A 25032-nucleotide genomic window follows, 5' to 3' on the forward strand; every position below is an offset into this window, starting at 1 on the left:
GCTGGCCTTCGTGCTTTGTAAGGGGTGGTCGACCCGGTTACGCCAGTCGGCCCGCAGCCTTGGACGCTGCCGTGGCGACCAAGCCGTTGAGCGGGTAGAGGGCATGGGCCAGCGACGAGAGGAACGATCCCGGGGAGCCGTCGCAGATGCTGTCCCCGGGTGCGCACAGATCCAGTGACTTGCCGTTGTAGAGCGGTGAGATGTTCGCGGGCGGGGCCCCGAACCCGCCCAGCAGCTCGGCCGTCGGCTTACCGAACAGCACGATCCCGGCGACGTGGTTGTGCACCTCGGCGGGGATGTCCGCGGTGGTGGCATAGGCGGCCACCGCCGCGCCCTGCGAGTATCCGCCGAGCAGGAGCTTGGTGTTCGGGCAGTTCGCGGCCATCGCCTGAAGATGCGAGGTGGTGTCGTGAACACCGTCGAACATCGTGGACGGGAAGACCGCTTTGTTGCCGAAATCGCCGGTGGCCGCATAGTTCACCGGGTAGACGCCGATGGATTTGCCCGGGAGTTGACCGCGCAACGTATCGATGAACGCCTGGCCCACGGTGCCGACACCAGGCGGCTCGTCGCTGCCGCGGGCGAACACCACCTCGGCATCGGGGCACGGGTCGGCGGAGGCGATCGGGGCGGCACCGGTTGCCAGCGTCGCGGCGCCCAACGTGCCGACAACGACCAACGGGCCGACCAACCGGCACAAATGACGAAAACCCATGTGGCCGATGCTACTCGCAGCGTTCGCTGCGCAGACCGGCGCGACAGGTGCCCCGCCGCGACCGGGGGAGCATGTCAGCGCTCCGTAAGCTCGTACACATGCGGCTCTCGCGGATGATCCCGCTCGTCACCACGGTCACGCTTCTCGCCGCGTCCTGCGGCTGGAGCCCGCCGAACTCCGGCTCCACCACGTCGACCGACTGCAAGCCCGAGGACACCCCGACCGCGGAGACGGTGGCCGCCGCGGTGCAGAAACTCGGCGACCGCTGGCATGAGACCTCGCACGGGCACACCGGCGACTGCCGGCTGCACTGGGTGGTCGTCGGGACGGGTGACAAGGCCCTGGACGCGGCCGTGCAGGTGCTGTTCTTCGACCGCAACTCGCCGCTGGGCCCGCCCACCCCGCGCCCGCGCCCGTACACCACCGTCGTGCCGCTGGGGGACAAGATCGCGACGGTGCAGTATCAGTGGCTGGAGGGCGCCGACAAACCGTGCTGCCCGACCGGGATCGCCCAGGTGCGCTTCCAGATCGGTGACGACGGCAAGCTCAAGGCGCTGGACCCGATCCCGAACGCCTAGCGCGCCGAGATTGCGGTTATCGGGCGCCGCACTCGAACTTCTGCGCAGTAACCGCAATCTCGCGTCAGCCGCGGCGCGCCTTCTGCTGGTACAGCTCGATCAGCCCCGCCTCGACGCGGCGCAGCGGCTCATCGGACTTGGTGGCCTGGCACATGATGATCGCGCCCTCGACGGCGGCGACGGTCATCGTGGCCAGCTGGGCGGCATCTCCGGGTGACAGGTCGGCCTCTTGCAGATGGCCGGTGAGGCGTCGCTCCCAGTCGGTGAACACCTCGCCGGCGGTATCGGCGGCCACGGAAGCCTCCGAGCGACCGAGGGCGGCGGCCACGATCGGGCAGCCCGCGGTGAAATCGGTCGCGCGTAGCGCGTCGGTCCAGCCGGCGATGAAGCGCTGGATCACCGCCACCGGATCACCGTCGCGGGCCAACCGGTCGATCGCGGCACCGGTCACCTTGCCCGCCACCGCGGTGGCGTCGGCGATGAGTTCGGCCTTGCCGCCGGGGAAGTTCAGGTACAGCGAGCGCCGGGCCGTCCCGCTCAGTTCCAGCAGCAGCGCAAGCCCGGTACCTGCGACGCCGTTGCGCCGGATGAGGTCGACGGCGCTGGAGATCAGCCGGTCTCGTGCCTGCATGAGCGCTTTTCCTACCTGGGGGTGATTGCGGTGTACCGATTAGTCTACTAACGTCTGTCGCCACGCGTAGACCGTTTGGTCTACGTGGGGTGCGCGAGGGGGACGAAGTGGCTCATGGGGAAAGCAGGGTGTTCGGCCGGTTCAGCCGGTTCTGTGCGCGCTACGCGTGGTGGGTCATCGGTTTCTGGGTGGTGCTGGTCGGTGCGCTGAATCTCGCCATCCCGCAGCTGGAACGCACCGTCGCCGAGCATTCGGCACCGTTCATCCCCGGCAATATCGAAGCGGCGCAAACACTTCGGCATATGTCCAAGGAGTTCGGCGTGCCGGCCTCGTCGGCCATCGGCAGTGTGCTGCTGGTGAACGAGAACGGCATCGGGGAACCCGACGAGCGGGCCTACCGCGAACTGGTGTCCGCACTACAAGCCGATACCGACGACGTCGCCTACGTGTTGGACACGTACCACAACGAAAGCCTGCGCAGTATCGCGCTGAGCCCGGACGGCAAGGCGATCAACCTCGTCGTGGCCGCCACCGGTGACGTGGGGTCGACCAAGGCGCACGCGAACACCATCAACATCCGGCACATCATCGACGCGCTGGCCAAGCCCGCCGGCCTGGAGATGTACTACACCGGCCCGTCGCCCACGCTGGCCGACCTGTTCAGTGCCATGGACTTCTCGCTGCTGATCATCACCGGTGTCTCGGTGCTGCTGATCACCCTGGTACTGCTGGCGGTGTACCGCTCGATGGTCACCGCGCTCATCCCGCTGCTCACCATCGGCTTAGGCCTCGGCGTGGCCCGGCCGGTGATATCGCTGTTGGGCGCCCACGGCGTGCTCACGGTCTCCAACTTCACCATCGCGCTGATGACCGCGATGTTGCTGGGCGCCGCAACCGATTACGCGATCTTCATCCTGGCGGGCTACCACGAGGGCAGGCGCAACGGGTTGCCCGTACCCGACGCATTGGCAGGCGCGGGACAGAAGGTTTCCGGCATCCTGATCGCCTCCATGCTCACCATCGCCGCGGCCGCCACCGCGATGGCCTTCGCCCACCTCGGCATGTTCCGGGCCGCGGGACCGCCCATCGCCATCGCGATCGTGATCGCCCTGGCCATCTCGATGACGCTGCCGTACGCACTGCTGTCCATCCTGGGCCGCCGCGGTTACGCCGAGCCGCGCCCGCTGAACACCCGCCGGTGGCGCAGGATCGGGACGACGATGATCCGGCGTTCGGGTGCGCTGGCCGCCGCGTCGCTGGTGGTGCTGCTGGCCGCGGCTTCGGTGCTGCTGACGTTCCGGGTCAATTTCGACGAGAACGCCATGCAACTCGACCGCACCGAGAGTGCTGCGGGGTACGAGAAGGCTTACACCCATTGGGGATTCAACGAAGTAGCGCCGGAGTACCTGATCGTCTCGGCTGACCACGACATGCGCAACACCACCGATCTGGCGGCCCTGGACCGGGTGGCCGCCCGGCTGGCCGACATGCCGCAGGTGGCTTACGTTCGCTCGATGACGCGCCCATCGGGCAGTCAGCTGGAACAGACGACCGTCGGCTACCAGGCCGGCGTCGTCGCCGGTCGGCTGGGTGACGCGAGGGACCGGATCGGCACAGCCGCCCCCGATCTGCAGCGGCTGGCCTCGGGCACCGCGACTCTTCGCGACGGCGCCGCCAGTGCCGATGCGCAGCTCCCGCAACTGGTTTCGGGGATCAAGTCCGTCACCGCACTGGCGCACCAGGTGCTCGGCGGATATCAGGAGGCCGACTCCGCGCTGCGCACGGTCACCGACGGCCGGGTCGACGTGCCGGCGGCCCTGGCTGATCTCAGCTCCTCGGTGGGCTTGCTCGACGTGGCCCTGCAGGCGATGTCGGACAATGCCCAGATCGCCGACGGCGGCCGGGTGGTCAGTTCGGCGCTGGGCGCGGCGCTGACACCGCAGCCCGGGCCGGACTGTCTGCTCAACCTGGTGTGTATGCGGGCCCGGTCCAGTCTCGCCGATCTGGATGCCGTGTCCGACGGTGCCGTCACCCGCACGCTGCGTCAGGCGGAGCTGTTGGCCGCGGTACCGCAGGTGACCGTCGACAAGGTGCGCGCCGCCCAACCGGGCATCAAGAACGCCCTGGCCCGGCTGCAGGCCATGGTGGCCATGGTGCCCGGCGGTTCACCCGAGCGGGCCAATGCCCAGCTCGCCGAACTGGTCCGCGGTGCGGATCGCCTCGACGAGGGCATGAGCCGGTTGGCCGCCGGTCTGAATCAGGTGAAGGGGGGCGTCGACCAGGTGGTGGGGCTGACCGGTCAGCTCACCGACGGGCTCACCCAGGCGACCGACTACCTTTCCGAGCTGTCCGCGCACACCTCGGCCGGGGCCGGGGCGGGGTTCTACCTACCTGCACAAGGCTTCGCCGACAAGGCGTTCCAGGAGGGCCAGCGCCTGCTGTTCGCGCCGGACGGCAGGACCGCCCGGATGCTCGTGGTGTGGCGCATCAACCCCTACAGCGACGCGGCGCTGAACGCCAGCCGCCAACTCGGCCCGGCCGCTGCTGAGGCCGCGAACGGAACTTCGCTGCAGGCCGCGCAGTTCGCCACCACCGGCCTGGCGTCGCTGTCGGCGGACATGCGTGATCAGGTGTGGCGGGACTTCGCGGTCTACGGCACCGTCGCCATCGTCGGCGTGCTGCTGGTGCTGATGGTGTTGTTGCGCAGTATCGCCGCACCGGTGTTCATGGTCGCCGCCGTCGGGCTGTCGTTCGGTGCCGCCGCGGGGATCAGCGTGCTGGTGTGGCAGCACGTCATCGGCGTCGACCTGGACTGGTCGGTATTCCCGGTGTCGTTCATGGCGCTGATCGCCGTCGGCGCCGACTACAGCATGCTGTTCGCGGCGCGTATCCGGGAGGAATCCGGGGACGGCATGATCCGCGGCATCATTCGCGGCTTCGGCAGCACCGGCAGCGTCATCACCACAGCCGGAATCGTCTTCGCGCTCACCATGTTCGCGTTGATGAGCGGCCGGGTGATCAACCTGCTGCAGATCGGGTTCACCGTGGGCGTCGGTCTGCTCATCGATATCACCCTGGTGCGCACCATCCTGGTGCCGGCCGCGATGTCCCTGATCGGCGACCGTATCTGGTGGCCGAGCAAACCCCGCCGGGGGTGACGCCCGGGCCGGTCAGCACTACGCGGGCTCGATGGTGCCGGAGCTGATGGCGTCCTTCTCCTGATGCTCGTCGGCGTCCGGGATGTTCTCCGGATGCAGCATCTCGGCGTACCTCAGCTGCTCGGGAATCCCGAAACCGTCCACCAGCAATTCGGCATGCGGACGCAGCTTGCGGCAGCGGTCGTTGATGGCGCGGGTGACGGCCTTGGCGCGTTCGGTGGACAGGAAGCGGTGCTCGACGAACCAGGCCTTGTCGTCCTCGATGATGCTCAGGGCATACAGGTCGCAGACCAGGTTGAGGATTTCGCGTGCGTCGTCATCCTCGCAGGCGTCGACGCCGGCGACGAAGGCCTCCAGCACGACCCGATCGATATGCGCGGTGGCGGCATGCAGCACGTGATCCTGCACCGAGTTGAACGCCTCGAACGCGCTCATCTCCTTGGCCTTGCCCTGCAGCCGGCGCGCGACGGTGGACAGGATGTACTCCTCGCGGTCCTCGAACATCTTGACCTGGGTGCCCCGGTTGAAGAGGCTGCCTTCCTCCTCGTTGTCCTGCCGGGTGTCGAGGATGGTCTGCATGATGGTCTCGGCCGCGGTGCGCTTGAGCACCCGCTCGCCGGCGAAGTTGGCGGCGAAGCGCACCCATTCCACCGGGCTCATGCCCTTGATGTCGTCGGCGTAGGCGGTCAGCAGCTCCTTGGCCACCAACTGGGTGAGCACGTGGTTGTCACCCTCGAACGTGGTGAACACGTCGATGTCACCGCGCAGCGCGATCAACCGGTTCTCGGCCAGGTAGCCCGCGCCGCCGCAGGCTTCGCGTGCCTCCTGGATCGCCCGGCTGGCATGCCAGGTGTTCGCGGCCTTCAGCCCCGCCGCCCGCGCTTCGACCTCGCGCTGTTCCTCGGCGTCGGGGAAGTCCGAGGACTGGATCTCGTGCAGCTTGGCCACCAACTCGTTCTGCGCGAACTGCAGGGCGTAGGACCGCGCGATCAGGGGGAACAGCCGGCGCTGGTGCACCAGGTAATCCATGATGAGCACTTCGTCATCGGGCTGTGCTTGTCCCCCCGGTCGCTTCGCTCCTGCCCCCGGGGGAGGTACGCTGAACTGCTTGCGCTGCAACGCATACCGGGTCGCGATGTCCAGCGCCACCCGGCCTGCCGCGGCGGCGCTGCCGCCGACGGTGACCCGGCCGCGGATCAGGGTGCCCAGCATGGTGAAGAACCGCCGCCCGGGGTTCTCGATGGGTGAGGAGTAGGTACCGTTCTCGGCGACGTCGGCGTACTTGTTGAGCAGGTTCTCCCGCGGGATGCGGACGTGGTCGAACTGGATGCGACCGTTGTCCACTCCGGGCAGGCCGCCCTTGTAGTGACAGTCCGAGGTGGTGACACCGGGCAGATCGTTGCCCTCCTCATCGCGCAGCGGCACCACGAAGCAGTGCACACCGTGGCCTTCGCCCTGGGTGATCAACTGCGCGAAAACCGCGGCCACCCGCGCGGTTTGGGCCGCACCGCCGATGTAGTCCTTGCGGGCGCTCGGGGTGGGGGAGTCGATGACGAACTCTTTGGTCGCCGGGTCATAGGTGGCGGTCGTCTCCAGCGACTGCACATCGCTGCCGTGGCCGGTCTCGGTCATGGCGAAACAGCCGAGCAGATCCAGGCTGATGATGTCGCGGACATACGCCTTGTGATGGCGTTCGGTGCCCAGGTTCTCGATCGCGCCGCCGAACAGCCCCCACTGCACACCCGCTTTGACCATCAGCGACAGGTCGCTCATGGCGAGCATCTCGATCCTGGTGACCGCCGCGCCGACATCTCCCGTGCCGCCGTGCTCCTTGCGGAAGCCGTCCTCCGCGGCGCCCGCGGCGGCCATGATCTTGAGCTGTTCGCCGACCTTGGTGCGGGCGATGACGGTGTTCGGGGTGTAGTGCGGCTTGAAGATCTCACCGGACAGCTCGGTCCGCACGGCGTTCTTCACGTCGCGCCAGCGTCCGTCGAGGGTGTTGCGCAGATGTTCCGCGGTGGAGGTCATACCCGAACTTAGCCCGTGCAAGCGGTCCGCAAACGTGACTCTGGCAACGTAAGTGAGCGCGACATACCTCGTGGGTTCGGCGATCGGCATCGCTATCAGTTAGCTGTGGTTATCTGTTGGCGTGAAGCTATCGGCGGTGGTGCTGTCGGCGGTTCTGGTGTTGGCGGGTTGTGCCGCCGCGCCGGCACCCACCACCCAGCTGGAGTTTCTCGGCAAGGTCGAATTGGCGCATGGTCTGCTGTTCGCCGATACGACGGTGGGCGGTCTTTCCGGCATCACCTACGACGCCGGCCGCGACCAGTATTACGTGATCAGCGACGATCGGTCCGCGAAGAGCCCGGCCCGGTTCTACACCATGAGCATCGCCCTCTCGGGCAGCAATCTGGCCCGCGTCGACCTGAGAGGTGCCACGCCCCTGCTCAACACCGACGGTCAGCGGTTCGCGCCGAAGTCGGCCACCACCGTGCCCCCGGATCCCGAGGGCATCGCCTTCGATTCCCACCGCCAGCAGTTGTACTGGTCCAGCGAGGGGGAGCGGATCGTGAAACCGGACAGTCCGCCGGTGCTGCTCGATCCCTGGGTGCGGACGGCAGGGCTCGACGGCGCATTCCGCGGCCAGTTCGTCCTGCCGCCGGAATTGCACATGTCCGCCGCCGATGCGGGCCCGCGGAAGAATCAGGCGCTGGAGGGACTCACGCTGGCGCCCGACGGGACCGCGCTGTGGGCGGGTATGGAGGAGCCCGGTTTCAACGACGGACCGCTGCCCACCGCCGAGCACGGTGCGTTGACCCGGATCACCCGGCTGGATCCCGAGACGCGGGAGGCGACGGCGCAGTACGCCTATCCGCTGGATCCGGTCAGCTCCGGTGCCGGCGGCGGTAACGGATTGTCTGATCTGGTGGCGCTCAACGCCGAGGACTTCCTGGTCATCGAGCGTGGGCACGGTACCAGGACCTCGGTGCACATCTACCGGGCGAGCATCGCAGGGGCGGACGACATTCTGGGCCGCCCGTCGTCGGCGGGTGCCGCGCCCATGCGCAAGACCCTGGTGGCCGACCTGTCGGCGACCGTGCATTCCGTCGACAACGGCGGAATCGTCGACTCCGTCGACAACGTCGAGGGAATCACCTTGGGGCCCAAGCTGTCCGACGGTCGTCAGTCGGTGATCATGGTCACCGATGACAACTTCTCGCCCGATCAGGTGACGCAGCTGCTGGCGTTCGCGCTCTGAGCGTCAGCTGTGCGACGGCGCGCGAAGTGCCGCACCTTCACCGGGGTGGGCGATGGCGAGTAGGGCGTGGGCGGGTTCGTCGTCGACCAGCAGCCAGCGGTGGGGCAGGTCGGCAGGGTGGCTCACCAGATCTCCGGGTTCGAGTCGAACGGTCGGATGCCCGGAGATCTCGACGTCCAGCACACCGCTGATGAGATACACGGCCAGTTCGCCGGGAAGCTCGAACCATTCGGAGATGTACTGGCCGGGTTCGATGCGGTAGTCGATGACTTCCAACGGGTTCCCCGGCTGCATGACCAGCGCCCTGCCCGCGGCCGCGTCGGCCCGGTTGGCCACCGGGATGGATCTGCCCTCACCGGCCCGGATCACCGAGACACGGGACGCCGGCGGCGCGGGCAGTAGCGCTCCCGGCAGGACATCGAGGGCATCCGCGAGCCGATAGGTGGTGATCATCGACGGTGCGCTGACGCCGCGCTCGATCTGGCTCAGGAAGGGTTGGCTGACTCCTGAGCGGCGTGCCAGTTCGCGCATTGATAAGCCTGACTTCTCGCGCAGGCCTTTCACGGTGGCGCCGATCATGGCATTCAGCGCGCTTTCGTCCGGCTGTGTCATCCGCGGATTCCTCACATGTTCGTAACCTCAAACGAACGTCCATGACATTCAAAGTGACCATATTGATCGCTGGGAACAATCAATATGGCGTGCGCAGAGCCGAAGCTCGAGCGCACTCCCAGACCTCAGGAGTGTGTCGATGGCTATCGATCTCGAACCGACTGTATCCCAGGCCGGGGTGGGTGTGATTGGTAAAGGCAGTCGTGTGATCGAGCGGCACGGCATCGACCGGATCCCGGATACCGAACGCCGTGGCTCACCGCGCCAGGTCGGCCTGATGTGGAGCGGTGTCGTACTCAACGTCCAGGTGGTGGTCTACGGCGCGCTGCTGGTCACCTTCGGTCTCAATATCTGGCAATGCGCCGCCGCGATCGTGATCGGCAACCTCACGTGGATCGTCGCCGGACTGTGCAGCCTGGCCGGGCCGGCGGCCGGAACCACCACCTTCACCGTCAATCGGGTTCCGTTCGGCAGGCTCGGCAACCGTCCGTTGGCTTTCTTCAACTGGGTCATGCAACTCGGCTACGAAGTCCTCGACCTCGTGCTGATGACGCTCGCGGTGACCGCGTTGTTCGGCCTGGGCGGCGTCACCCTGTCGAATTCGGCAACCGTCACCATCGTGTTGGTACTGGCGGTGATTCAGAGCGTGCTGCCGATCGTCGGGCACGCCGCGATCACCCGGGTGCTACGCACGCTGATCGTCCCGTTCGGTGCGCTCTTCCTCATGCTGGCCTGGCTCACCGCCGGCAGGCTTCACCTGCAGGTCACACCGCCCGCGGACTGGGCGGTCTTCCTCGGCGGGATCGCGCTCGCGGCCAGCGGCTCCGGTCTCGGCTGGGCGCCCAACGCCGCGGACTACTCGCGGTACCTGCCCGCTGCGGTGTCCCGGCGTGGGGTGGTCGGATGGGTGCTGGTCGGCGGTGGGGTACCGCAATCCCTGTTGATGCTGCTCGGGGTCGCGGTCGCCAGTGTCGTTCCCTCGGCCACCGATCCGGTCGGCGGCCTGCCCACTGCGTACCCCGTCTGGTTCGTGATCCCGTACCTGGTCCTGCTCGTCGTCCAGATGATCGCGCTCAACGCGGTGGATCTCTACTCTTCCGGAGTTACGCTGCAGGCCATCGGGATTCGCGTCAGCCGGTGGCAGGCGGTGGCACTCGACGGAGTCATCTGTGCTGTCGTGGGTCTGTTGGTCGTGTTGTCCGGATCGTTCATGGCCTTCGTGAGCAACTTCCTGCTCTTCATGATCGTGTGGTTGGCGCCTTGGGCCGGCGTGTTCGTCGTCGACCACCTGCTGCGCAAGGGACGCTATGACCCCGTCGTCCTCGAGGGCGGCGGACGGGCATTCGCCCCGGCGGGAATCGCGGCGCAGGCCGCGGGCATGATCGCCGCCCTGCTGTGGATCAACACCACCGTCTTCGTCGGGCCGCTCGCCAGCGCCGCCGGTGGTGCGGACCTGAGTGCGCCGGCCGGCTTCGGCGTGGCCGCCCTGACCTACCTGCTGCTCGCCCGGCGCGACGCCACCCGTTGAAAGGAACGCATCCCATGACCATTCCCCTCATCGATCTGCAGATCTGGTGCGCCGGATCCGCATCGGAACGCACGGCACTCGCCCGGCAAGTGGACGAGGCGCTGCAGGACTCGGGCTTCCTGATGCTCGCCGGCCACGGTGTGAGTGCCGTTCTGCGCGAGAACATCCGGTCGGCAGCGCGCCGCTTCTTCGCCCTTCCCCCGGACGTCAAGGCCCGGTACGCCACCGCAGTGGGGGGCCGTGGCTGGGTGGGGCCGGGCCGGGAGGCCAACGGGTTCTACGGCGAGGATGTGGACGGCACCCGGCCGGACCTCAAGGAGAGCTACACCATGGGCCGCGATTTCCGCACCGGCGACCACCGCATCGACCAGATGTGGTTCGCCGACAATGTCTGGCCGGCCGAAGTTCCGGAGCTGCGCAACCTGTGTGACCGTTACGCGGCCGCGGTCCGCGAGGTCTATGGCGACACCTTGCGATTACTCGCCTCGGCGGTGGGCCTGGAGCCGGACTGGTTCGCCGCCCAGACCCGCAACTCGCCACACACGTTCAACATCAACCGGTATCCGCCGTTGGTTGAGACCGGGGTGCCCGCGCCGGGGCAATATCGCATTGCCCCGCATACCGATTGGGGTGTGCTGACCATCCTGGACCGGCAGGCGGGGTACGGCGGCCTGGAGGTGCAGCACCCCGACGGCAGCTGGTTGCCTGCCCCTTACGTGCCCGGTGCCTTCACCGTGAACATCGGTGATCTGATGGCGCGGTGGACGGGGGACCGGTGGCGCTCCACCCGGCACCGGGTGCTGCCACCGCGCGCCGATGCGCCGGGGGAGGAGTTGATCTCACTGATCATGTTCCTCGAAGCGGACGCCGACGCTGTCATCAGGACGTTGCCCGCCCCGGTCGGCTCGGTCACCCATCCCGACGTCGTCGCGGGCGCATACCTCGACGAACGGGCCGCGGCAGCCACCGTCAGCTGATACCCGTCGACCATCTCCAGGAAGTGAATCACCCATGAACATGCCCGAATTCGACATCCCCTCCATCGATATCGGTGCCTTCAACGATCCCGAGGCTGCCGAACGTCACCGTGATGCGGTGGCCGCCCAGGTCGACCGCGCAGCCCGCACCGTCGGCTTCATGCAGATCGTGGGTCACGGCATCGCGGCCTCCACCCTGCACGCCTTCACGGCCGCCACCGATGCCTTCTTCGCCCTCGATTCCGTCGTCAAAGCCGCCTACCGGTGTCCGCCGTCGGTCAACCGCGGCTACACACCGCCGAAGTCCGAAGCGCTGGCCGCAAGTCTGGGGCTGGTGAGCGCGGCGGACTTGTTCGAGGCCTTCAACATCGGCACCGAGGCCGCTGAGTATCCCGCACTCACGCTGCCCGCCACCGATTACGCCCCCAACATCTGGCCCGCCGAAGTGCCGGGATTCGCGGTTGCCGTGGGTGATTGGTTCGCCGCGGCGGGCGCTGTCGCTCGCACCATGGTCCGGATCTTCGGACGTGCGCTCGGGCTCGGGGACGACGGTCTCGTCTCGGTCACCGACCACTCCTTGGATGTGCTGCGGATGATCAACTATCGGCTGCCCTCACCGGAGACGGTGCTCGAGCCCGATCAGGTCGGGATGGGGGCGCATACCGACTACGGCATCGTCACTGTGCTGTGGGCCGACGCGGTGCCCGGCCTGGAAGTGCTCGGCGAGGGCGGCCGTTGGCATCCGGTCCAACCGGCGCCCGGCGCGTTGTTGGTGAATCTCGGCGACGCACTGGCCAGATGGACCAATGACGAGTGGATATCGACGATGCACCGGGTCGCCGCTCCGCGGATCGGGGGAGTCCTGGTGCCGCGGCGGTCTGCCGCGTACTTCCACGACGGCAATATCGATGCCGTGATCGCCCCGCTGTCGACCTGCGTCGGCCCTGGGCGGCCGGCACGCTACGAGCCGGTGACTGTCGGTGAGCACCTGCGGGCGAAGCTCGCCGGTTCACGCAGCCGGGTGCTGAATCCCGGCGCGGAACGGGAGGCGGCTCGGCTGGTGCGCTGATCAGTCGCCAACGGTGATCGCGGTGGCCACATCGGTCAGCTGGTCGAGTTCGCTTTCCTCGGCGTCGATTCCGGTGAGGTGCCCGCGCGTCGCGGTCAGCACACCCGCTCCGGCCACCACGGCCGCCGCGCCCACCCAGAACGGCAGGTGCACGCTGACCTCTTCACCGAGGACACCCGCCAGCCACGGCGCCACCGCCGCACCGCCGAACCGCAGGAAGCTGTACGCCGCCGACGCCACCCCGCGCTCGATGGGTGCGGCTTTCATCACCGTCTCGGTGATCAACGTGTTGTTGATACCGATGAACAGCCCGGCCACCACCACACCCGCGGCCAGCACGGCCTTGTGATCGGTCCACACCGCCATCGCCACCAACACCAGGCTGAACGCCAGCAGGTTGAGGATCAGCACACGCACCGTGCCGAACCGGTGCTGCAGGCGCGGGGCGACCACCACCGAGGTGAATGCCAGTGCTACGCCCCAGCCGAAGAAGATCAGGCCGATCTCGTGGGCACTCATGTCCAACGGGAACGGTGTGAAGGCCAGCAGGGTGAAGAAGCCGAAGTTGTAGAGCAGCGCGGTGACGGCCACGCCGAGCAGGCCGCGGTGCCGAAGCGCACGGAACGGGTCGGCCAGTGAGGTGGCGTGTTCGGGTCGAGGGGTGGCAGGCAACAGGAAGATGGTGACCACCAGGGCGACCGCCATCAGCGCCGACACCCCGAAGAACGGGCCACGCCAGGAGATCGAGCCGAGCACCCCGCCGACCAGTGGGCCGACCGCGATGCCCAGGCCCAATGCGGCCTCGTAGAGGATGATCGCCTGGGCCACCGAACCTTTCGCGGAGCTGACGATGGTGGCCAGGGCCGTCGCGATGAACAGCGCATTGCCCAGGCCCCAGAGGGCGCGCCAGCCGACGATCTGCATGACGGTGTCGCTCATCCCGGCCAGTCCTGCGCCGGCGATGATGATGAGCAGCCCCACCAGCAGGGTGCGTTTCGGTCCGATCCGGCTCGACACCACGCCGGTGATCAGCATCGCCACGCCCATCACCGCCATATAGCTGGTGAACAGGAGGGACACCTGGGACGGCGAGGCGTCGAGATTGTCGGCGATCGGCTTGAGGATGGGATCGACCAGACCGATGCCCATGAACGCCACGACGGACGCGAAGGCGACTGCCCACACAGCTTTCGGTTGACGCCACATGGTGTGCGAACTCCTGTTCATTCGCCTGCACCGTGCTGCGCGACCTCGAGCAGGTCGCGCAGCACGGTGACGGCGTCGGTGAGGGTGGTGCGCTGTTTGCTGTCCAGACGTTCCAGGAAGGGGTCGATGGCCGCGGCACGGTCGGCTCGTACCCGCGCCAGCGTGGCCCTGCCGTCCTCGGTGATGCTGATCAGCACCGCGCGCGCATCACCGGGGTCGGCGATGCGGGACACCAACCCGGCGTCTTCCAGTCGGCGCACCTGGGTGGTCATCGTCGGCTGCGAGCAGTGGTCCAGAGCGGCCAGGTCCGAGATCCGGGCGGCGCCCTGGTCCTCGATCGTCGACAGCAGTCGCGCTTGGGCGAAGGGCAGCGGGAAACGGGCCCGCTGATTGGCCAGCCGGTTCACGCGCGCGACCACGGACAGCAGGTCGGCACCCAACGCGGTGGTAGTCGGCATGGCTCCATAGTTGCATAGAATCACTATGTAGATAGCGTCGGTGTTCGTGCGGACCGTCACAGTGCACCGCGGCGACGTGCTCGTTGCGCCTGGCAGAATCGAGAAATGCCCGCTACCCACACCCGTCGGCGGGCGGGATCGTTGCACCCCAACGAGCTTGCCCAAGCCGCCGTCATGGCGGCACTGTGCGCGGCCATCGCGATCATCGCGGTGGTCGTTCCGTTCGCCGCCGGCCTGTCCGTCCTGGGCACGGTGCCGATGGGACTGCTCGCGTACCGATACCGGATCAAGGTGCTCGTCGCCGCGGCCATCGCCGGGGCGACCATCGCCTTCCTCATCGCCGGGATGGGCGGCTTGATGACGGTGCTCAACTGCGCCTACATCGGCGGGCTGACCGGCGCGGTGAAGCGGCACGGACGTGGCCTGACCACGGCCATGCTGGTGTCGGTCGTCGCCGGCGTGGTGTTCGGCGCGTTCGTCGTCGGCGCGCTGGCCGTCGCGTCGCGGCTGCGCCAGCTGGTGTTCGACGCGATGACCGCCAACGTCGAAGGCACCGCCAAGATCCTGGGCCGCATCCCCGGGCTGCAGGACCTCGCCCCGCAGATGGCCGACTTCTTCGCCACCGCGCTGAGGTACTGGCCGTTGTTGATCGGCGCCTACGGCGTGCTCGCGATCGTCATCGTCAGCCTCATCGGATGGTGGGCCTTGTCCGGGGTGCTGACCAGGCTGGGAGGCGTGCCCGATGTGCACAAACTCGACGTGCCTGCCGAGACCGGGTCCGTGGCCCCGGTGCCGCTACGGCTGCGCGATGTGGTGTTCCGGTACCCGGGCACCGATCGTGATGCCCTGGGCCCGGTGTCATTGACGGTGGAGTTGGGCGAGCACGTCGCGATCACCGGCGCCAACGGATCGGGCAAGACCACGCTCATGCTCGTGCTGGCGGGCCGTGAGCCCACCGGCGGCACGGTCGAACGGCCGGGTGCGGTCGGGCTCGGCGCGCCGGGCGGCACCGCGGTGATCATGCAGCACCCCGAGAGTCAGGTGCTGGGTACCCGGGTGGCCGACGATGTGGTGTGGGGACTGCCGGTCGGCACCGAGATCGATGTGCCGCGGTTGCTCGCCGAGGTCGGTCTGGACGGTCTGGCCGAACGGGAGACCGGCGGACTGTCCGGTGGCGAACTGCAGCGACTGGCGGTGGCCGCCGCGCTGGCCCGTGAACCCGCGCTGATGATCGCCGACGAGATCACCAGCATGGTGGACCAGGTCGGCCGTGACGGGCTGATGGCGGTGCTCGCCGGTTTGACCCGCCACCACCAGATGTCACTGGTGCACATCACCCACTACAACGAGGAAGCCGAGGCGGCCGACCGTGCTGTCAACCTGGCCGGCGGGTCGGAGATGGTGCAGACGGCGTCGGTCCCCGCCGGCGGCGCGGTCGCACGCAGCGACAAACCGGTGCTGGAGCTGCGCGGGGTGGGCCATCGCTACGCTGCCGGAACCCCTTGGGAGAAAAGCGCTCTGCGGGATATCGACCTGGTGGTCAACGAGGGCGACGGTGTCCTGATCCACGGTCTCAACGGGTCCGGCAAGTCGACCTTGGCCTGGATCATGGCCGGTTTGACTCTTCCCACCGTCGGCAGCTGCCTGCTCGACGGCCGTCCGGTGTCCGAACAGGTCGGCGCGGTGGCGCTGTCCTTCCAAGCGGCCCGGTTGCAACTTATCCGCGGCCGGGTGGACCGTGAGATCGCCGCGGCGGCTGGGTTCTCCGCGCGCGACCACACCCGGGTGCTGGCCGCACTGGCCACTGTCGGGCTGGAACCGGACCTGGCCTCGCGTCCCATCGATCAGCTCTCCGGCGGGCAGATGCGTCGCGTGGTGCTGGCCGGCTTGCTGGCCCGGTCGCCGCGGGCCGTCATCCTCGATGAGCCGCTGGCCGGGCTGGACGCCGCCAGTGCCCGCGGCCTGCTGCGGCTGTTGGAGCAGCTGCGCCGCGACGGTCTCACCGTGGTGGTCATCTCCCACGATTTCGACGGTCTCGAAGAGCTCTGCCCGCGCACCCTGCATCTGCGCGACGGCCAACTGGTGCCGGCCGTCTCGAGTGCTTCCGGTGGTGTCGCATGAGCGGGCCACGCAGACCGGTGGTGCTGTTGCGCCCGGTGCCCGGCGACACGGCAATCCATCGCCTATGGGCGGGAACGAAACTGATTGCCGTCGCCGCACTCGGTGTGCTGCTGACGTTCTATCCCGGCTGGTTGCCGATCGCGTGCGTCGCGGTCGTGGTCCTGGTGACGGCGGTGCTGGCCCGTATTCCGCGCGGTGCGCTGCCATCGATCCCCAGCTGGCTGTGGCTGATCCTGCTGTTGGGCGGGGTGACCGCGTCCTTCGCCGGGGGCTCGCCGTATATCCACCTTGTCGGAGTCGAATTCGGCCTGGGCGGGGTGCTGAACTTCCTGCGGATCACCGCGGTATCGCTGGTGCTGTTGGGGCTGGGTGCGCTGGTGTCGTGGACCACCAACGTCGCCGAGGTCGCCCCGGCGGTCTCGACGCTGGGCCGGCCGCTGCGGTTTCTCCGGATGCCGGTCGACGACTGGGCGGTCGCCCTCGCGCTGGCGTTGCGGGCGTTCCCCATGCTGATCGACGAGTTCAGCGTCCTCTACGCGGCCCGCAGGTTGCGGCCCCGGGCACGGCCGGAGTCACGCCGGGCCCGCCGCAAACAGTGGTCCGCCGAACTGGTCGACCTGATGTCCGCCGCGGTGACGGTCTCCCTGCGCCGCGCCGATGAGATGGGTGATGCAATCGTCGCGCGCGGTGGGGTGGGCCAGATCTCGGCGTATCCCTCCCGGCCGCACGCGGCCGACTATGTGGCGCTGGTGACGATCGCGGTGGTGTGCGGCGTCGCCGGGTATCTGGAGGCCTGCACCTTCCTGGCCACCAGCCTCTAGCGAATCACCGTGCGGCTGCGGTGTTCGCGGCCCGCTCGGCGCGGGCGAGCGCATCCGGCACGGCCAGCCGCCCCAGGAACATCTCGTCGAAATAGGGCTGCAGCGCCTGATAGCCCGCGGCGAATCCGAGGCCACCGGGGGCCGGTATACGCGGGCCGCGCAGCACCGAGAAGAACGGGGCCACGTCGACACCCTGGCGCCGCCAGTGCGCGAAGTAGCCCGGCTGGGCATCCAGCACTGCGGGGATCGCCGAGCCGTCGGCGCCCAAAAAGGCATTGCCGTCGCGGCTGCCCATCCACGCCAGCACCGCACGTACCGCCTCGGGATGGCGGGTGGCGGAGTTCGCCGCCGCGGCAATCCCGTTGGTGACACTGACCCGTCCGGCCGGGCCGAGCGGCAGCATCGCCACACCCCACCGGAAGGTCGCCTGTCTGGCGATGGCCGCCAGGTTGTAGGTGCCGGACTGAAACAGGGCCATCCGCCCGGCCAGGAACTGGTTGCGGGAGAAGTCGCCGTTGTTGTTGGTGTCCGCGGCCGACGGCGCAACATGGTCGGTGTTGATCAGGTGCACCAGGTACTCAAAGGCCTGGGCGGCCTGCACATTGGAAAAGGCGAACCGGTCACCGTCGGCGAAGATGCCCCCGGCCGATCCGATGTAGTTGAGGTAGATGCCCTGCATATCGTTGGCGGCGTTATAACCCCACTGCCTGATCCGCTGCGGATCGAAAGCCGGTGTGTCGGCCCGGTTCCCGCTTTCGTCGACGGTGAGACGGGTCAGGAGCGGCCGCAAGGTGTCCAGCTGACCGGGGTCCCAGCGCAGGTCGGCCAGCTCCGCCGGGTCCACCCCGGCGGCCGCCAGCAGGTCGGCATTGAAATACAGCGCGATGCCGGCATCGGTGAGTTGCGGTACCGCCCAGAGTGTTCCGTTGCGGGTGAACTGTGCGACGGTCGACGGATCCCAGTCGGCGGAGGGCGCCACCGGGAGCAGTCTGTCGTTGTCGGCGTACTCGGCGACGTAGGCATTGGACATCCAGAAGATGTCGTCGGCGCCGCCGCCGGCGATATCGGTACGCAGGGTGGTGAAGTAGTTCGCGTAGGCGACGACGTTGACGTGCACCTCGATATCGGGGTGGGTGCGGTTGAACTCGGCGAACGACTGCCGGTACGCCGCGGCGACCTGTTCGTCCCACAACCGCACGGTGACGACCGTTCTCCCGGACTCGGAGGTGCGGCCCAACAGCAGGGCGGCGATCAGCAGCAGCACGCCGGTGACGGCGATACCCGTGGCCAACAGGCTGGAGAAGCGCGGCCTCATTTGAGCCCCGTCACCACGATGGAGCGGATCAGGTGCCGGCCCAACACCACGAAAAGCACCAACAGCGGCACGATCGCCACTGTTGTCGCGGCCATCACCACCGTCCACTGCGCGTCGAAGCGGGACTGCAGACCGGCGGTGGCGACGGTGAGCACCTGCCAGCGCGGGCCGCTGGTGATCACCAGCGGCCACATGAAGTTGTTCCACTGCGACACCACGGTGATCATGGCCAGCGTCGCCAGAATCGGCCGGCTCGCCGGGAGTACCACATGCACCAGCACATCCAGGGTGTTGGCGCCGTCGAGGCGTGCGGCGTGGATCAGGTCGGCGGGGATGCCCCGGAAGTGCTCGCGCAGAAGGAAGATCGCGTACGGAGAGCCGAACAGGAACGGCAGCACCAGCGCCCAGAACGTGTTGCGCAGCCCGGCCTCGGCCATCATCAAGTACAGCGGCACCACCGTCACCGTGGCGGGCACCATGAGCGTGGCCAGGTACACCCAGAACACCGCGTCCCGTCCTGGGAAACTCAGCCGGGCGAACGCGTAGGCGGCCAGCACCGAGAAGACCAGCTGTCCCAGCAGCACGGTGGCGGTCACCAGTGCGGTGACCACCAGGGCGCGGCCGAAACCCGCATCGCCGAGCGATGCGTAGTTGGCCAGGGTGGGCGGAGCCGGAAAGGCCAGTGCGGAGCCGGTATTGAACTGCTGCGGTGAGGTGAACGAGGTCTTCAACCCGAGCAGGAACGGGATCAGCGTCACCAACGCGCCCACCCCCAGCCCCGCGTAGATCAGCGCGTTACGTGACGTCATAGCTGACCCGCCGCCGGAAGTACACGTGCTGCACCAGGGTGACACCGACCAGCAGCACGAACAACACGGCCGCCATCACCGCGGCCCGCCCCACACTCGCCGCGCCGAATGCCTCGGCGTAGATGCGATGCGCCACAAGGTCGGTGCGACCCTGCGGTCCGCCGCCGGTGAGGGCGTACACGGTGTCGAACACCTGGGCGGCGCTCACCACACCGGTCACCGAGACGAAGTACAGCGTGGGTCGCAGCATCGGCAGGGTGATGTACCGGAAGCGCTGCCAACTGCCGGCGCCGTCGGTGCGGGCCGCGTCATGCACTGCCCGTGGGATGGCCAGAATGCCGGCCAAGAAGAACAGCGACACGTAGCCGACGTTGGTCCACACCGTCACCGCCGAGACCACCGGCAGGGCCAGGCCGGGATCGGTCAGCCATTCGATATGCCGCCCGGTTACGGCGCTCAGCGCGCCGTCGGTGGGGGACAGGATCCAGCGCCACAGCACGCCGATCGCCAGCGGTGAGCAGATCCACGGCAGCACATACAGTGTCCGCAGAAAGCCGGTGCCGGGTAACCCCCTGGCGAGCATCGCGCCCGCGGCCAGGCCCAGCAGCGTCTGCACCGGCACCACCATCGCGATGAACGCCACCGTCACCAACAACGACATCGCGAAGGTCGGATCGGTCAACACCGACTGCCAATTATCCAGTCCGACATACCGAATCGGACCCAGCAGATCCCAGCGATATACGCTCAGCCACGCCATTACCAGCATGGGCAGCAGCAGAAAGGTCACCACGCCGAAGAGGCTGGGTGCCAGCAGCGCGTACCCCAGCACGGTGGAACGGCGCCCGGTCATGTCCTCATTAAAGCGGGAGTCTCAGGAGGAACAGCCTCAACGCACCGACGCGGCGACCAGTTCCTCGGCGAGTGTGCGCGCACTGGTGATCGGTCCGGTTGACCGTTCCAGCTTCGAGCCCAGCAGCGCTCCGTCGTAGAGGAGTTGGATACGTCGGGCCAGGGGATCGGGGTGTGTGACCCCGGCCTCTTCCAGAAGTGCGGCAAGGGTGGTTCGCAGCCACTCGCGGTGTGCCCGCACGGGTTCGAGCTCGACGCCGGGGTACTCGGTGGCGGCGTTGGCGTACAGGCACCCTCGGAAGTCGCGCCGCTTCGCCGCGCCGGCGGCCAGGTCGAAGAAACTCAGGAGACGGCGCACCGGATCGTCGATGGCGGCGACGGCGCGGTCCCAGCGGTTGCGATCAGCATGATCCAAATCGCTGAGGTAGGCGATCACCAAGGCGTCCTTGGAGCCGTAGGTGCTGTACAGGCTGGCCTTCGCGACGCCGGCCTCGCGCAGGATCTGGTCGATGCCGACTGCGCGAATTCCCTGGTCGGCGAAGAGTTTGGCCGCAGTGTCGAGCAGTCGCTGCGCGGGCCGGACGGCACCGGTCGACGGTGCAGCGGTCCGCGGACTGGCGGCCTGGGGCGTGCTCATGACGTCAGCCTAACCCGGAATGTGCCATAGACAGACTGGTCTGTCTATGACAGCCTCGGCGGTGTTCCATCCCAGCGATGCCGAGGACCGCCCTATGACTCTGTACTTGTACGAAATCACCACCGAGATCACCGAAACCTCCGATGCCGCAGCGGTCGGGCAACTGCTCAAGGGACTCGACGCGGAGATCGCGCGTGGTGGCGGCGAGTTGATCGAAGCCCAGGTCACCGCGCAGCGACGGCGGGTGTTCGCCATCGCCGAGTTCACCGACGGTCCGGTCACGCTGGATGCCGCGCAGCTGGCTGCGGCCGAAGTGGTGGGCCCGAACCAGGTCCGCCTGGTGGGAGCGGAGCTGACCGCCCTGAAGGCGGCACGACCGCAGGCGGGCTACCTGGTCGAGTGGGACCTGCCCGCCGAGCTGGACATGGATTCCTACCTGGCCCGAAAAAAGGCCAATGCGCCCCGCTACGCCGACGTACCCGAGGTCCAGTTCCTGCGCACCTACGTGCGAGAGGACATGGACAAATGCCTGTGCTTCTATGACGCTCCCGACGAGGCCGCGGTGCGCCGGGCCCGCGATGCGGTCAGCACCCCGATCGACCGCTTGCACGGGCTGGACGGTCAGCTCCGATGACCACCGTGCTCGCGGAGTCTGCCCTGGACCGGGTGACACAGACCGTCGCCTCCCGGGCCGCCGATCTCGACGAGCAACGCACCGACGTCCGGGGCGATCTGGCCGAACTCGGGCGCGCCGGTCTGCTGGGTCTTGATCTGGCCGACACGGTGCACGTGATCGAGGAGGTTTCGGCGCACAGTCTGGCCGTCGGATTCTCGACATGGGCGCACCACATGACCATCCGATATCTGCGGGCAGCGAACGGTGATTTCGGTGAACAGATCACCGACCTCGCCGCGGCGCGGCGCGTCGGTGTGACCGCCATGGCAGCCGGGCTCAAACAGGTCGCCGGACTCGGGCCGGTGCCGGTCACCGCCGAGACTGAAGGCGCCGATCTGATCGTCAGCGGCCCGATCCGCTGGGCGTCCAACGTGTTTCCCGGCGCGCTCATCGTCCTGCCGGTCCGAGTGGGCGAGCGCACCCTGGTCGCGGCGGTGGACGCCGATGCCGACGGGGTGGTCGCGGACCCGGCGCCAGCATTGACGGCGCTGGGCGCGACAGCATCCACGTCGATAAACCTGGACCGGGTCCGCGTCAGTGCGGACCGGGTGCTCACCACCGATCTGGAGGCGTTCGTCGGCGCCATACGCCCCGGATTTCTGTTGCTGCAGACAGCTTTCTGTGCCGGAGTCGCCCGGGCGGCACTGTCGGCGGCCGCGCAGCGGCACACCGGTCCGTTGGCCGGGTTCGGTGCCGAACTCGCCGACGCGCAGGTCCGCGCCGCCGAGGTCTGGGCGCGGTTGCACCGATGGTCCGCCGCCCCGGACACCGCGATGGTGGCCGAGCTGATCCGGTTGCGGTTGGACGCCGCGACCCTGGCCGTCGATGTGACCCGCCTGGAGCTCTCGCTTACCGGTGGAGCCGCCTACACCTTGGGCAGCGCCGCCAACCGGCGGTTCCGGGAGGCCGCCTTCCTGCCCGTCCAATCGCCTTCGGAAGGACAGCTGCGGTGGGAACTGACGCGCTACGAATAAACAACGGCACCAGAACCTTCGGCGGCACCGACGCGCTGACCGGCATCGATCTGCACATTCGCACCGGAGAGTTCCTGGCCGTGCTGGGTCGTAGCGGGAGCGGCAAGTCCACGCTGTTGCGGATCTGCGCGGGGCTGGATGCCCTGACATCAGGCACCCTGACCTGGGTGGGTGACGGCACCCGCCCGCGCACCGGCGTGGTCTTCCAGCAGCCGCTGCTGATGCCCTGGCTGACCGTCGCGGGCAACGTCGCCTACGCCCGCCGGTTCGCCGCGCAACGAGGTGGATTCGATGCAGACCACGCGGCCGAGCTGCTCACCAGGTTCGGGCTCGATCACCTTTCGAGTCGCTACCCCGACGAGTTGTCGGGCGGCCAGGCGCAGCGGGTAGCCATCCTGCGGGCGGTCGCCACCCGACCGCAACTGCTGTTGCTCGACGAGCCGTTCAGTGCACTGGATCCGGCAACCCGGACCGATCTGGTCGGCTGGCTGCGCGCCCTGGCAGGTGAACTCGGTATCACGGTCGTGCTCGTCACCCACGATGTCGACGAGGCGCTCGCACTGGCGCAGCGCATCGTCCTGCTCGATGAGGGGCGTATCCGGGCGGACTGGGCCGTCGGCAGCGACGGAACTCCCACGCGCGGCGAGATTCTCGATCAGTATCAGGCCGAGCAAGCGGCGGACGTATCGTGACGGACCTGACGCGGCGCTCGCTGCTCACGGGAGCGGCTGGATTGACCGTCACGGGTGGCATTTTCGGGATCGGCGGCCTGGCGCGCAGTGCGGTCACCGACCCGCCGGGCGCCGGGGGTGTGCTGCGAGTGGGCTACCTGCCCATCACCGACGCCGCACCGCTGTTGATCGCGCACAGTGCCGGGTTGCTGGACACCGGCCGGCCCGTGTTGTTCCGTAGTTGGGCGGCACTGGCCGAGGCGTTCATCACCCGCCAGGTCGATATCGTGCACCTGCTGATGCCGATGGCCGTCCAGTTGCGCTACACCCTGGGCGCCGGGGTACGTGTTCTGGGCTGGAACCACACCAACGGTTCCGCGCTCACCGTGGCACCGCAAATCCGCGAACTGAGCGATCTGGCCGGCACCCAGGTCGCCATCCCGTTCTGGTGGTCGATCCACAACATCGTGCTGCAGCAGCTTCTCCGGGCACACGGACTGCGTCCGGTGTTGCGGCGCAGCGCGTCCCGCGCCGACCGGACCGTCGAGCTGATCGTGATGAGCCCGTCGGACATGGTGCCTGCCCTTGCCAACGGCACACTCGGTGGCTACGTGGTGGCCGACCCGTTCAATGCCATGGCGCAGATCAAGAAGATCGGCCATATTCACACTTTCCTCGGCGACGTCTGGCGCGACCATGCCTGCTGTGCGCTGGTGACACGCGAGGATGTCATCGCAAGCCGGCCGCGTGCCGTACAGGCGGTTGCCGACGCCGTGGTGGGCGCGCAGCTGCGCATCGACACCGACCGTGCCGCCGCCGCGGCCGCGCTGACGGGTGGCAAGTACCTGCCCCAACCAACGCCCGCCATCGCGCTTGCGCTCACCTATCCGAAACTGCCCTATCCACCGGCACATCCAGACTGGAAACCCCAGCGTCTGGGCTTCCAGCCGTACCCGTACCCGAGCTTCACCCGGCGGCTCGCGGAGGCCATGCACGACACCGTCGTCGACGGCGACCGCCGATTCCTGGACCGGCTCGACCCCGCCGCGGTGCACACCGACCTCGTCGAAGATCGCTTCATCCGGAACTCCCTGACCACCTATGGCGGACCGGGCGCCTTCGGGCTGTCTGCCGACCTCACCCGAACCGAACAGGTGCAACCGCTATGACACTCACGAATTCGGCACCCCCACGCCGTGTTTCGCCGATCATCGGTAGATGGGTTCCGCCCGCGATGGCTGTTCTCGTCACAGTCGCGCTGTGGTGGCTTGCGACCACTGTGCTCAGCGGCCCGGAGTCGCTGCTGCGCGAGACCGCACCGCAGCGGGTGCTCCCGGCATTGGCCGGACTGATCGAGCGCGGTGTCCTGCTGAGCGACCTCGGTGTCAGCCTGTGGCGGTTGCTGATCGGGCTGGCAGTGGCCGCCGTGATCGGGATACCGCTGGGGCTGTTGGTCGGGCTGTCCGGTGTGGCAGAACGGGCCGGCGGTCCGATCATCGCCTTCCTGCGGATGATCTCACCGCTATCCTGGACGCCTATTGCGTTGGCGCTGTTCGGTATCGGAAACCAGCCGGTGATCTTCCTCATCGCGGTCGCCGCGGTCTGGCCGGTGCTGTTGAACACTGCCGCAGGTGTGCGCGCCGTAGATCCCGGTCTGCTCGACGTCGCCCGCTCGTTTCATGCCAACCGGACCGAACTACTGACCGCGGTGATCCTGCCCGCGATCCGCACCCAAGTGCAGACCGGGATCCGGCTGGCGCTCGGCGTCGCCTGGATCGTGCTGGTGCCCGCGGAGATGCTCGGTGTGCGCTCGGGTCTGGGCTACCAGATCCTCAACGCCCGCGACCAGTTGGCCTATGACCAGGTGGTGGCGGTGATCGTCATCATCGGGCTGCTCGGCTACGCGTTGGATGCCGTGGCACGCGGGCTGCTCAGCTCGGGACGTCGCGCTCGCTAAGCTTCGGT

The 25032-nt window shown here is 68.0% G+C and carries 23 protein-coding genes; 13 read left to right on the plus strand and 10 right to left on the minus strand.

Going from position 1 to position 25032, the window contains the following annotated elements:
* Nucleotides 1–37: 37 nt before the first annotated feature.
* On the minus strand, nucleotides 38–715 hold the full coding sequence (locus tag QN239_RS13190) for a cutinase family protein (protein WP_499010898.1): 678 nt from the start codon (nucleotides 713–715) through the stop codon (nucleotides 38–40).
* A gap of 98 nt (nucleotides 716–813) precedes the next feature.
* Between QN239_RS13190 and QN239_RS13195 the strand changes: the two genes are divergently transcribed.
* Nucleotides 814–1293, plus strand: coding sequence for an LppP/LprE family lipoprotein (locus QN239_RS13195; protein WP_499010899.1), 480 nt, complete (start codon nucleotides 814–816; stop codon nucleotides 1291–1293).
* A 64-nt stretch (nucleotides 1294–1357) separates the two neighbouring features.
* Here the strand turns inward: QN239_RS13195 and QN239_RS13200 are convergent, their stop codons facing one another.
* Nucleotides 1358–1924 (minus strand): TetR/AcrR family transcriptional regulator, encoded by a 567-nt coding sequence (locus QN239_RS13200; protein ID WP_499010901.1) that lies wholly within the window; start codon nucleotides 1922–1924, stop codon nucleotides 1358–1360.
* 107 nt (nucleotides 1925–2031) lie between these two features.
* Between QN239_RS13200 and QN239_RS13205 the strand changes: the two genes are divergently transcribed.
* A complete protein-coding gene (locus tag QN239_RS13205) occupies nucleotides 2032–5082 on the plus strand; it encodes an MMPL family transporter (protein ID WP_499010903.1) in 3051 nt (1016 codons plus the stop codon).
* An 18-nt stretch (nucleotides 5083–5100) separates the two neighbouring features.
* Here QN239_RS13205 and QN239_RS13210 read toward each other — a convergent pair whose 3' ends face one another.
* On the minus strand, nucleotides 5101–7110 hold the full coding sequence (locus QN239_RS13210; protein WP_499010906.1) for an acyl-CoA dehydrogenase family protein: 2010 nt from the start codon (nucleotides 7108–7110) through the stop codon (nucleotides 5101–5103).
* 121 nt (nucleotides 7111–7231) lie between these two features.
* Here QN239_RS13210 and QN239_RS13215 point away from each other — a divergent pair, with 121 nt between their 5' ends.
* Nucleotides 7232–8341 carry an esterase-like activity of phytase family protein gene (locus QN239_RS13215; protein ID WP_499010908.1) on the plus strand — a complete coding sequence of 370 codons (1110 nt, stop codon included), beginning with the start codon at nucleotides 7232–7234 and terminating at the stop codon, nucleotides 8339–8341.
* Nucleotides 8342–8344: 3 nt separating this feature from the next.
* Here QN239_RS13215 and QN239_RS13220 read toward each other — a convergent pair whose 3' ends face one another.
* Nucleotides 8345–8953 (minus strand): type II toxin-antitoxin system RelB family anti-toxin, encoded by a 609-nt coding sequence (locus QN239_RS13220; protein ID WP_499010909.1) that lies wholly within the window; start codon nucleotides 8951–8953, stop codon nucleotides 8345–8347.
* 139 nt (nucleotides 8954–9092) lie between these two features.
* Here QN239_RS13220 and QN239_RS13225 point away from each other — a divergent pair, with 139 nt between their 5' ends.
* From QN239_RS13225 to QN239_RS13235, 3 genes are read left to right on the plus strand one after another with little or no spacing between them, the layout of a single operon-like run.
* Nucleotides 9093–10481, plus strand: a complete 1389-nt coding sequence (locus QN239_RS13225) for a purine-cytosine permease family protein (protein WP_499010911.1) — start codon at nucleotides 9093–9095, stop codon at nucleotides 10479–10481.
* 14 nt (nucleotides 10482–10495) lie between these two features.
* Entirely contained in the window at nucleotides 10496–11458 is a 963-nt protein-coding gene (locus QN239_RS13230; protein WP_499010914.1) for an isopenicillin N synthase family dioxygenase, read from the plus strand.
* A gap of 34 nt (nucleotides 11459–11492) precedes the next feature.
* Entirely contained in the window at nucleotides 11493–12527 is a 1035-nt protein-coding gene (locus QN239_RS13235) for an isopenicillin N synthase family dioxygenase (RefSeq protein WP_499010916.1), read from the plus strand.
* Here the strand turns inward: QN239_RS13235 and QN239_RS13240 are convergent, their stop codons facing one another.
* Together QN239_RS13240 and QN239_RS13245 are read right to left on the minus strand one after the other, a co-directional pair.
* Nucleotides 12528–13733 carry an MFS transporter gene (locus tag QN239_RS13240; RefSeq protein ID WP_499016739.1) on the minus strand — a complete coding sequence of 402 codons (1206 nt, stop codon included), beginning with the start codon at nucleotides 13731–13733 and terminating at the stop codon, nucleotides 12528–12530.
* Nucleotides 13734–13750: 17 nt separating this feature from the next.
* Complete coding sequence (locus QN239_RS13245; protein ID WP_499010918.1) at nucleotides 13751–14191, minus strand: MarR family winged helix-turn-helix transcriptional regulator; 441 nt, start codon at nucleotides 14189–14191, stop codon at nucleotides 13751–13753.
* Between the two features lie 105 nt (nucleotides 14192–14296).
* Here QN239_RS13245 and QN239_RS13250 point away from each other — a divergent pair, with 105 nt between their 5' ends.
* Both QN239_RS13250 and QN239_RS13255 read left to right on the plus strand, forming a co-directional pair.
* Entirely contained in the window at nucleotides 14297–16312 is a 2016-nt protein-coding gene (locus QN239_RS13250; RefSeq protein ID WP_499010920.1) for a DUF2232 domain-containing protein, read from the plus strand.
* Complete coding sequence (locus QN239_RS13255) at nucleotides 16309–17133, plus strand: CbiQ family ECF transporter T component (RefSeq protein WP_499010921.1); 825 nt, start codon at nucleotides 16309–16311, stop codon at nucleotides 17131–17133. Before QN239_RS13250 ends, QN239_RS13255 begins: the two co-directional genes overlap by 4 nt.
* Before the next feature lie 4 nt (nucleotides 17134–17137).
* Here the strand turns inward: QN239_RS13255 and QN239_RS13260 are convergent, their stop codons facing one another.
* The 4 genes from QN239_RS13260 to QN239_RS13275 are packed head-to-tail and all read right to left on the minus strand — an operon-like array spanning nucleotide 17138 to nucleotide 20746.
* Nucleotides 17138–18448 (minus strand): ABC transporter substrate-binding protein, encoded by a 1311-nt coding sequence (locus tag QN239_RS13260; RefSeq protein WP_499010923.1) that lies wholly within the window; start codon nucleotides 18446–18448, stop codon nucleotides 17138–17140.
* Nucleotides 18445–19257: a carbohydrate ABC transporter permease gene (locus QN239_RS13265; RefSeq protein WP_499010925.1), complete on the minus strand. Its 813-nt coding sequence runs from the start codon at nucleotides 19255–19257 to the stop codon at nucleotides 18445–18447. Before QN239_RS13265 ends, QN239_RS13260 begins: the two co-directional genes overlap by 4 nt.
* Nucleotides 19244–20110 carry a carbohydrate ABC transporter permease gene (locus QN239_RS13270; RefSeq protein WP_499010927.1) on the minus strand — a complete coding sequence of 289 codons (867 nt, stop codon included), beginning with the start codon at nucleotides 20108–20110 and terminating at the stop codon, nucleotides 19244–19246. Before QN239_RS13270 ends, QN239_RS13265 begins: the two co-directional genes overlap by 14 nt.
* A gap of 36 nt (nucleotides 20111–20146) precedes the next feature.
* Nucleotides 20147–20746 (minus strand): TetR/AcrR family transcriptional regulator, encoded by a 600-nt coding sequence (locus QN239_RS13275; RefSeq protein WP_499010929.1) that lies wholly within the window; start codon nucleotides 20744–20746, stop codon nucleotides 20147–20149.
* Nucleotides 20747–20840: 94 nt separating this feature from the next.
* Here QN239_RS13275 and QN239_RS13280 point away from each other — a divergent pair, with 94 nt between their 5' ends.
* From QN239_RS13280 to QN239_RS13300, 5 genes are read left to right on the plus strand one after another with little or no spacing between them, the layout of a single operon-like run.
* Nucleotides 20841–21380, plus strand: coding sequence for a DUF4242 domain-containing protein (locus tag QN239_RS13280; RefSeq protein ID WP_499010930.1), 540 nt, complete (start codon nucleotides 20841–20843; stop codon nucleotides 21378–21380).
* Entirely contained in the window at nucleotides 21377–22396 is a 1020-nt protein-coding gene (locus QN239_RS13285) for an acyl-CoA dehydrogenase family protein (RefSeq protein ID WP_499010932.1), read from the plus strand. The genes QN239_RS13280 and QN239_RS13285 overlap by 4 nt, the downstream gene beginning before the upstream one ends.
* A complete protein-coding gene (locus QN239_RS13290; protein WP_499010934.1) occupies nucleotides 22372–23088 on the plus strand; it encodes an ABC transporter ATP-binding protein in 717 nt (238 codons plus the stop codon). The genes QN239_RS13285 and QN239_RS13290 overlap by 25 nt, the downstream gene beginning before the upstream one ends.
* Nucleotides 23085–24236 (plus strand): ABC transporter substrate-binding protein, encoded by a 1152-nt coding sequence (locus QN239_RS13295; RefSeq protein WP_499010936.1) that lies wholly within the window; start codon nucleotides 23085–23087, stop codon nucleotides 24234–24236. The genes QN239_RS13290 and QN239_RS13295 overlap by 4 nt, the downstream gene beginning before the upstream one ends.
* A complete protein-coding gene (locus QN239_RS13300; protein WP_499010937.1) occupies nucleotides 24233–25024 on the plus strand; it encodes an ABC transporter permease in 792 nt (263 codons plus the stop codon). The genes QN239_RS13295 and QN239_RS13300 overlap by 4 nt, the downstream gene beginning before the upstream one ends.
* The last annotated feature ends 8 nt before the right edge of the window (nucleotides 25025–25032 follow it).

The organism is Mycolicibacterium sp. Y3 (assembly GCF_051188035.1).
GTDB lineage: Bacteria > Actinomycetota > Actinomycetes > Mycobacteriales > Mycobacteriaceae > Mycobacterium > Mycobacterium fluoranthenivorans.

Coding starts and splice junctions, on each gene's coding strand:
- QN239_RS13190 (WP_499010898.1), bottom strand. CDS start 715: ATGGGTTTTCGTCATTTGTGCCGGTTGGTCGGCCCGTTGGTCGTTGTC.
- QN239_RS13195 (WP_499010899.1), top strand. CDS start 814: ATGCGGCTCTCGCGGATGATCCCGCTCGTCACCACGGTCACGCTTCTC.
- QN239_RS13200 (WP_499010901.1), bottom strand. CDS start 1,924: ATGCAGGCACGAGACCGGCTGATCTCCAGCGCCGTCGACCTCATCCGG.
- QN239_RS13210 (WP_499010906.1), bottom strand. CDS start 7,110: ATGACCTCCACCGCGGAACATCTGCGCAACACCCTCGACGGACGCTGG.
- QN239_RS13220 (WP_499010909.1), bottom strand. CDS start 8,953: ATGACACAGCCGGACGAAAGCGCGCTGAATGCCATGATCGGCGCCACC.
- QN239_RS13225 (WP_499010911.1), top strand. CDS start 9,093: ATGGCTATCGATCTCGAACCGACTGTATCCCAGGCCGGGGTGGGTGTG.
- QN239_RS13230 (WP_499010914.1), top strand. CDS start 10,496: ATGACCATTCCCCTCATCGATCTGCAGATCTGGTGCGCCGGATCCGCA.
- QN239_RS13235 (WP_499010916.1), top strand. CDS start 11,493: ATGAACATGCCCGAATTCGACATCCCCTCCATCGATATCGGTGCCTTC.
- QN239_RS13240 (WP_499016739.1), bottom strand. CDS start 13,733: ATGTGGCGTCAACCGAAAGCTGTGTGGGCAGTCGCCTTCGCGTCCGTC.
- QN239_RS13245 (WP_499010918.1), bottom strand. CDS start 14,191: ATGCCGACTACCACCGCGTTGGGTGCCGACCTGCTGTCCGTGGTCGCG.
- QN239_RS13250 (WP_499010920.1), top strand. CDS start 14,297: ATGCCCGCTACCCACACCCGTCGGCGGGCGGGATCGTTGCACCCCAAC.
- QN239_RS13255 (WP_499010921.1), top strand. CDS start 16,309: ATGAGCGGGCCACGCAGACCGGTGGTGCTGTTGCGCCCGGTGCCCGGC.
- QN239_RS13260 (WP_499010923.1), bottom strand. CDS start 18,448: ATGAGGCCGCGCTTCTCCAGCCTGTTGGCCACGGGTATCGCCGTCACC.
- QN239_RS13265 (WP_499010925.1), bottom strand. CDS start 19,257: ATGACGTCACGTAACGCGCTGATCTACGCGGGGCTGGGGGTGGGCGCG.
- QN239_RS13270 (WP_499010927.1), bottom strand. CDS start 20,110: ATGACCGGGCGCCGTTCCACCGTGCTGGGGTACGCGCTGCTGGCACCC.
- QN239_RS13275 (WP_499010929.1), bottom strand. CDS start 20,746: ATGAGCACGCCCCAGGCCGCCAGTCCGCGGACCGCTGCACCGTCGACC.
- QN239_RS13280 (WP_499010930.1), top strand. CDS start 20,841: ATGACTCTGTACTTGTACGAAATCACCACCGAGATCACCGAAACCTCC.
- QN239_RS13285 (WP_499010932.1), top strand. CDS start 21,377: ATGACCACCGTGCTCGCGGAGTCTGCCCTGGACCGGGTGACACAGACC.
- QN239_RS13300 (WP_499010937.1), top strand. CDS start 24,233: ATGACACTCACGAATTCGGCACCCCCACGCCGTGTTTCGCCGATCATC.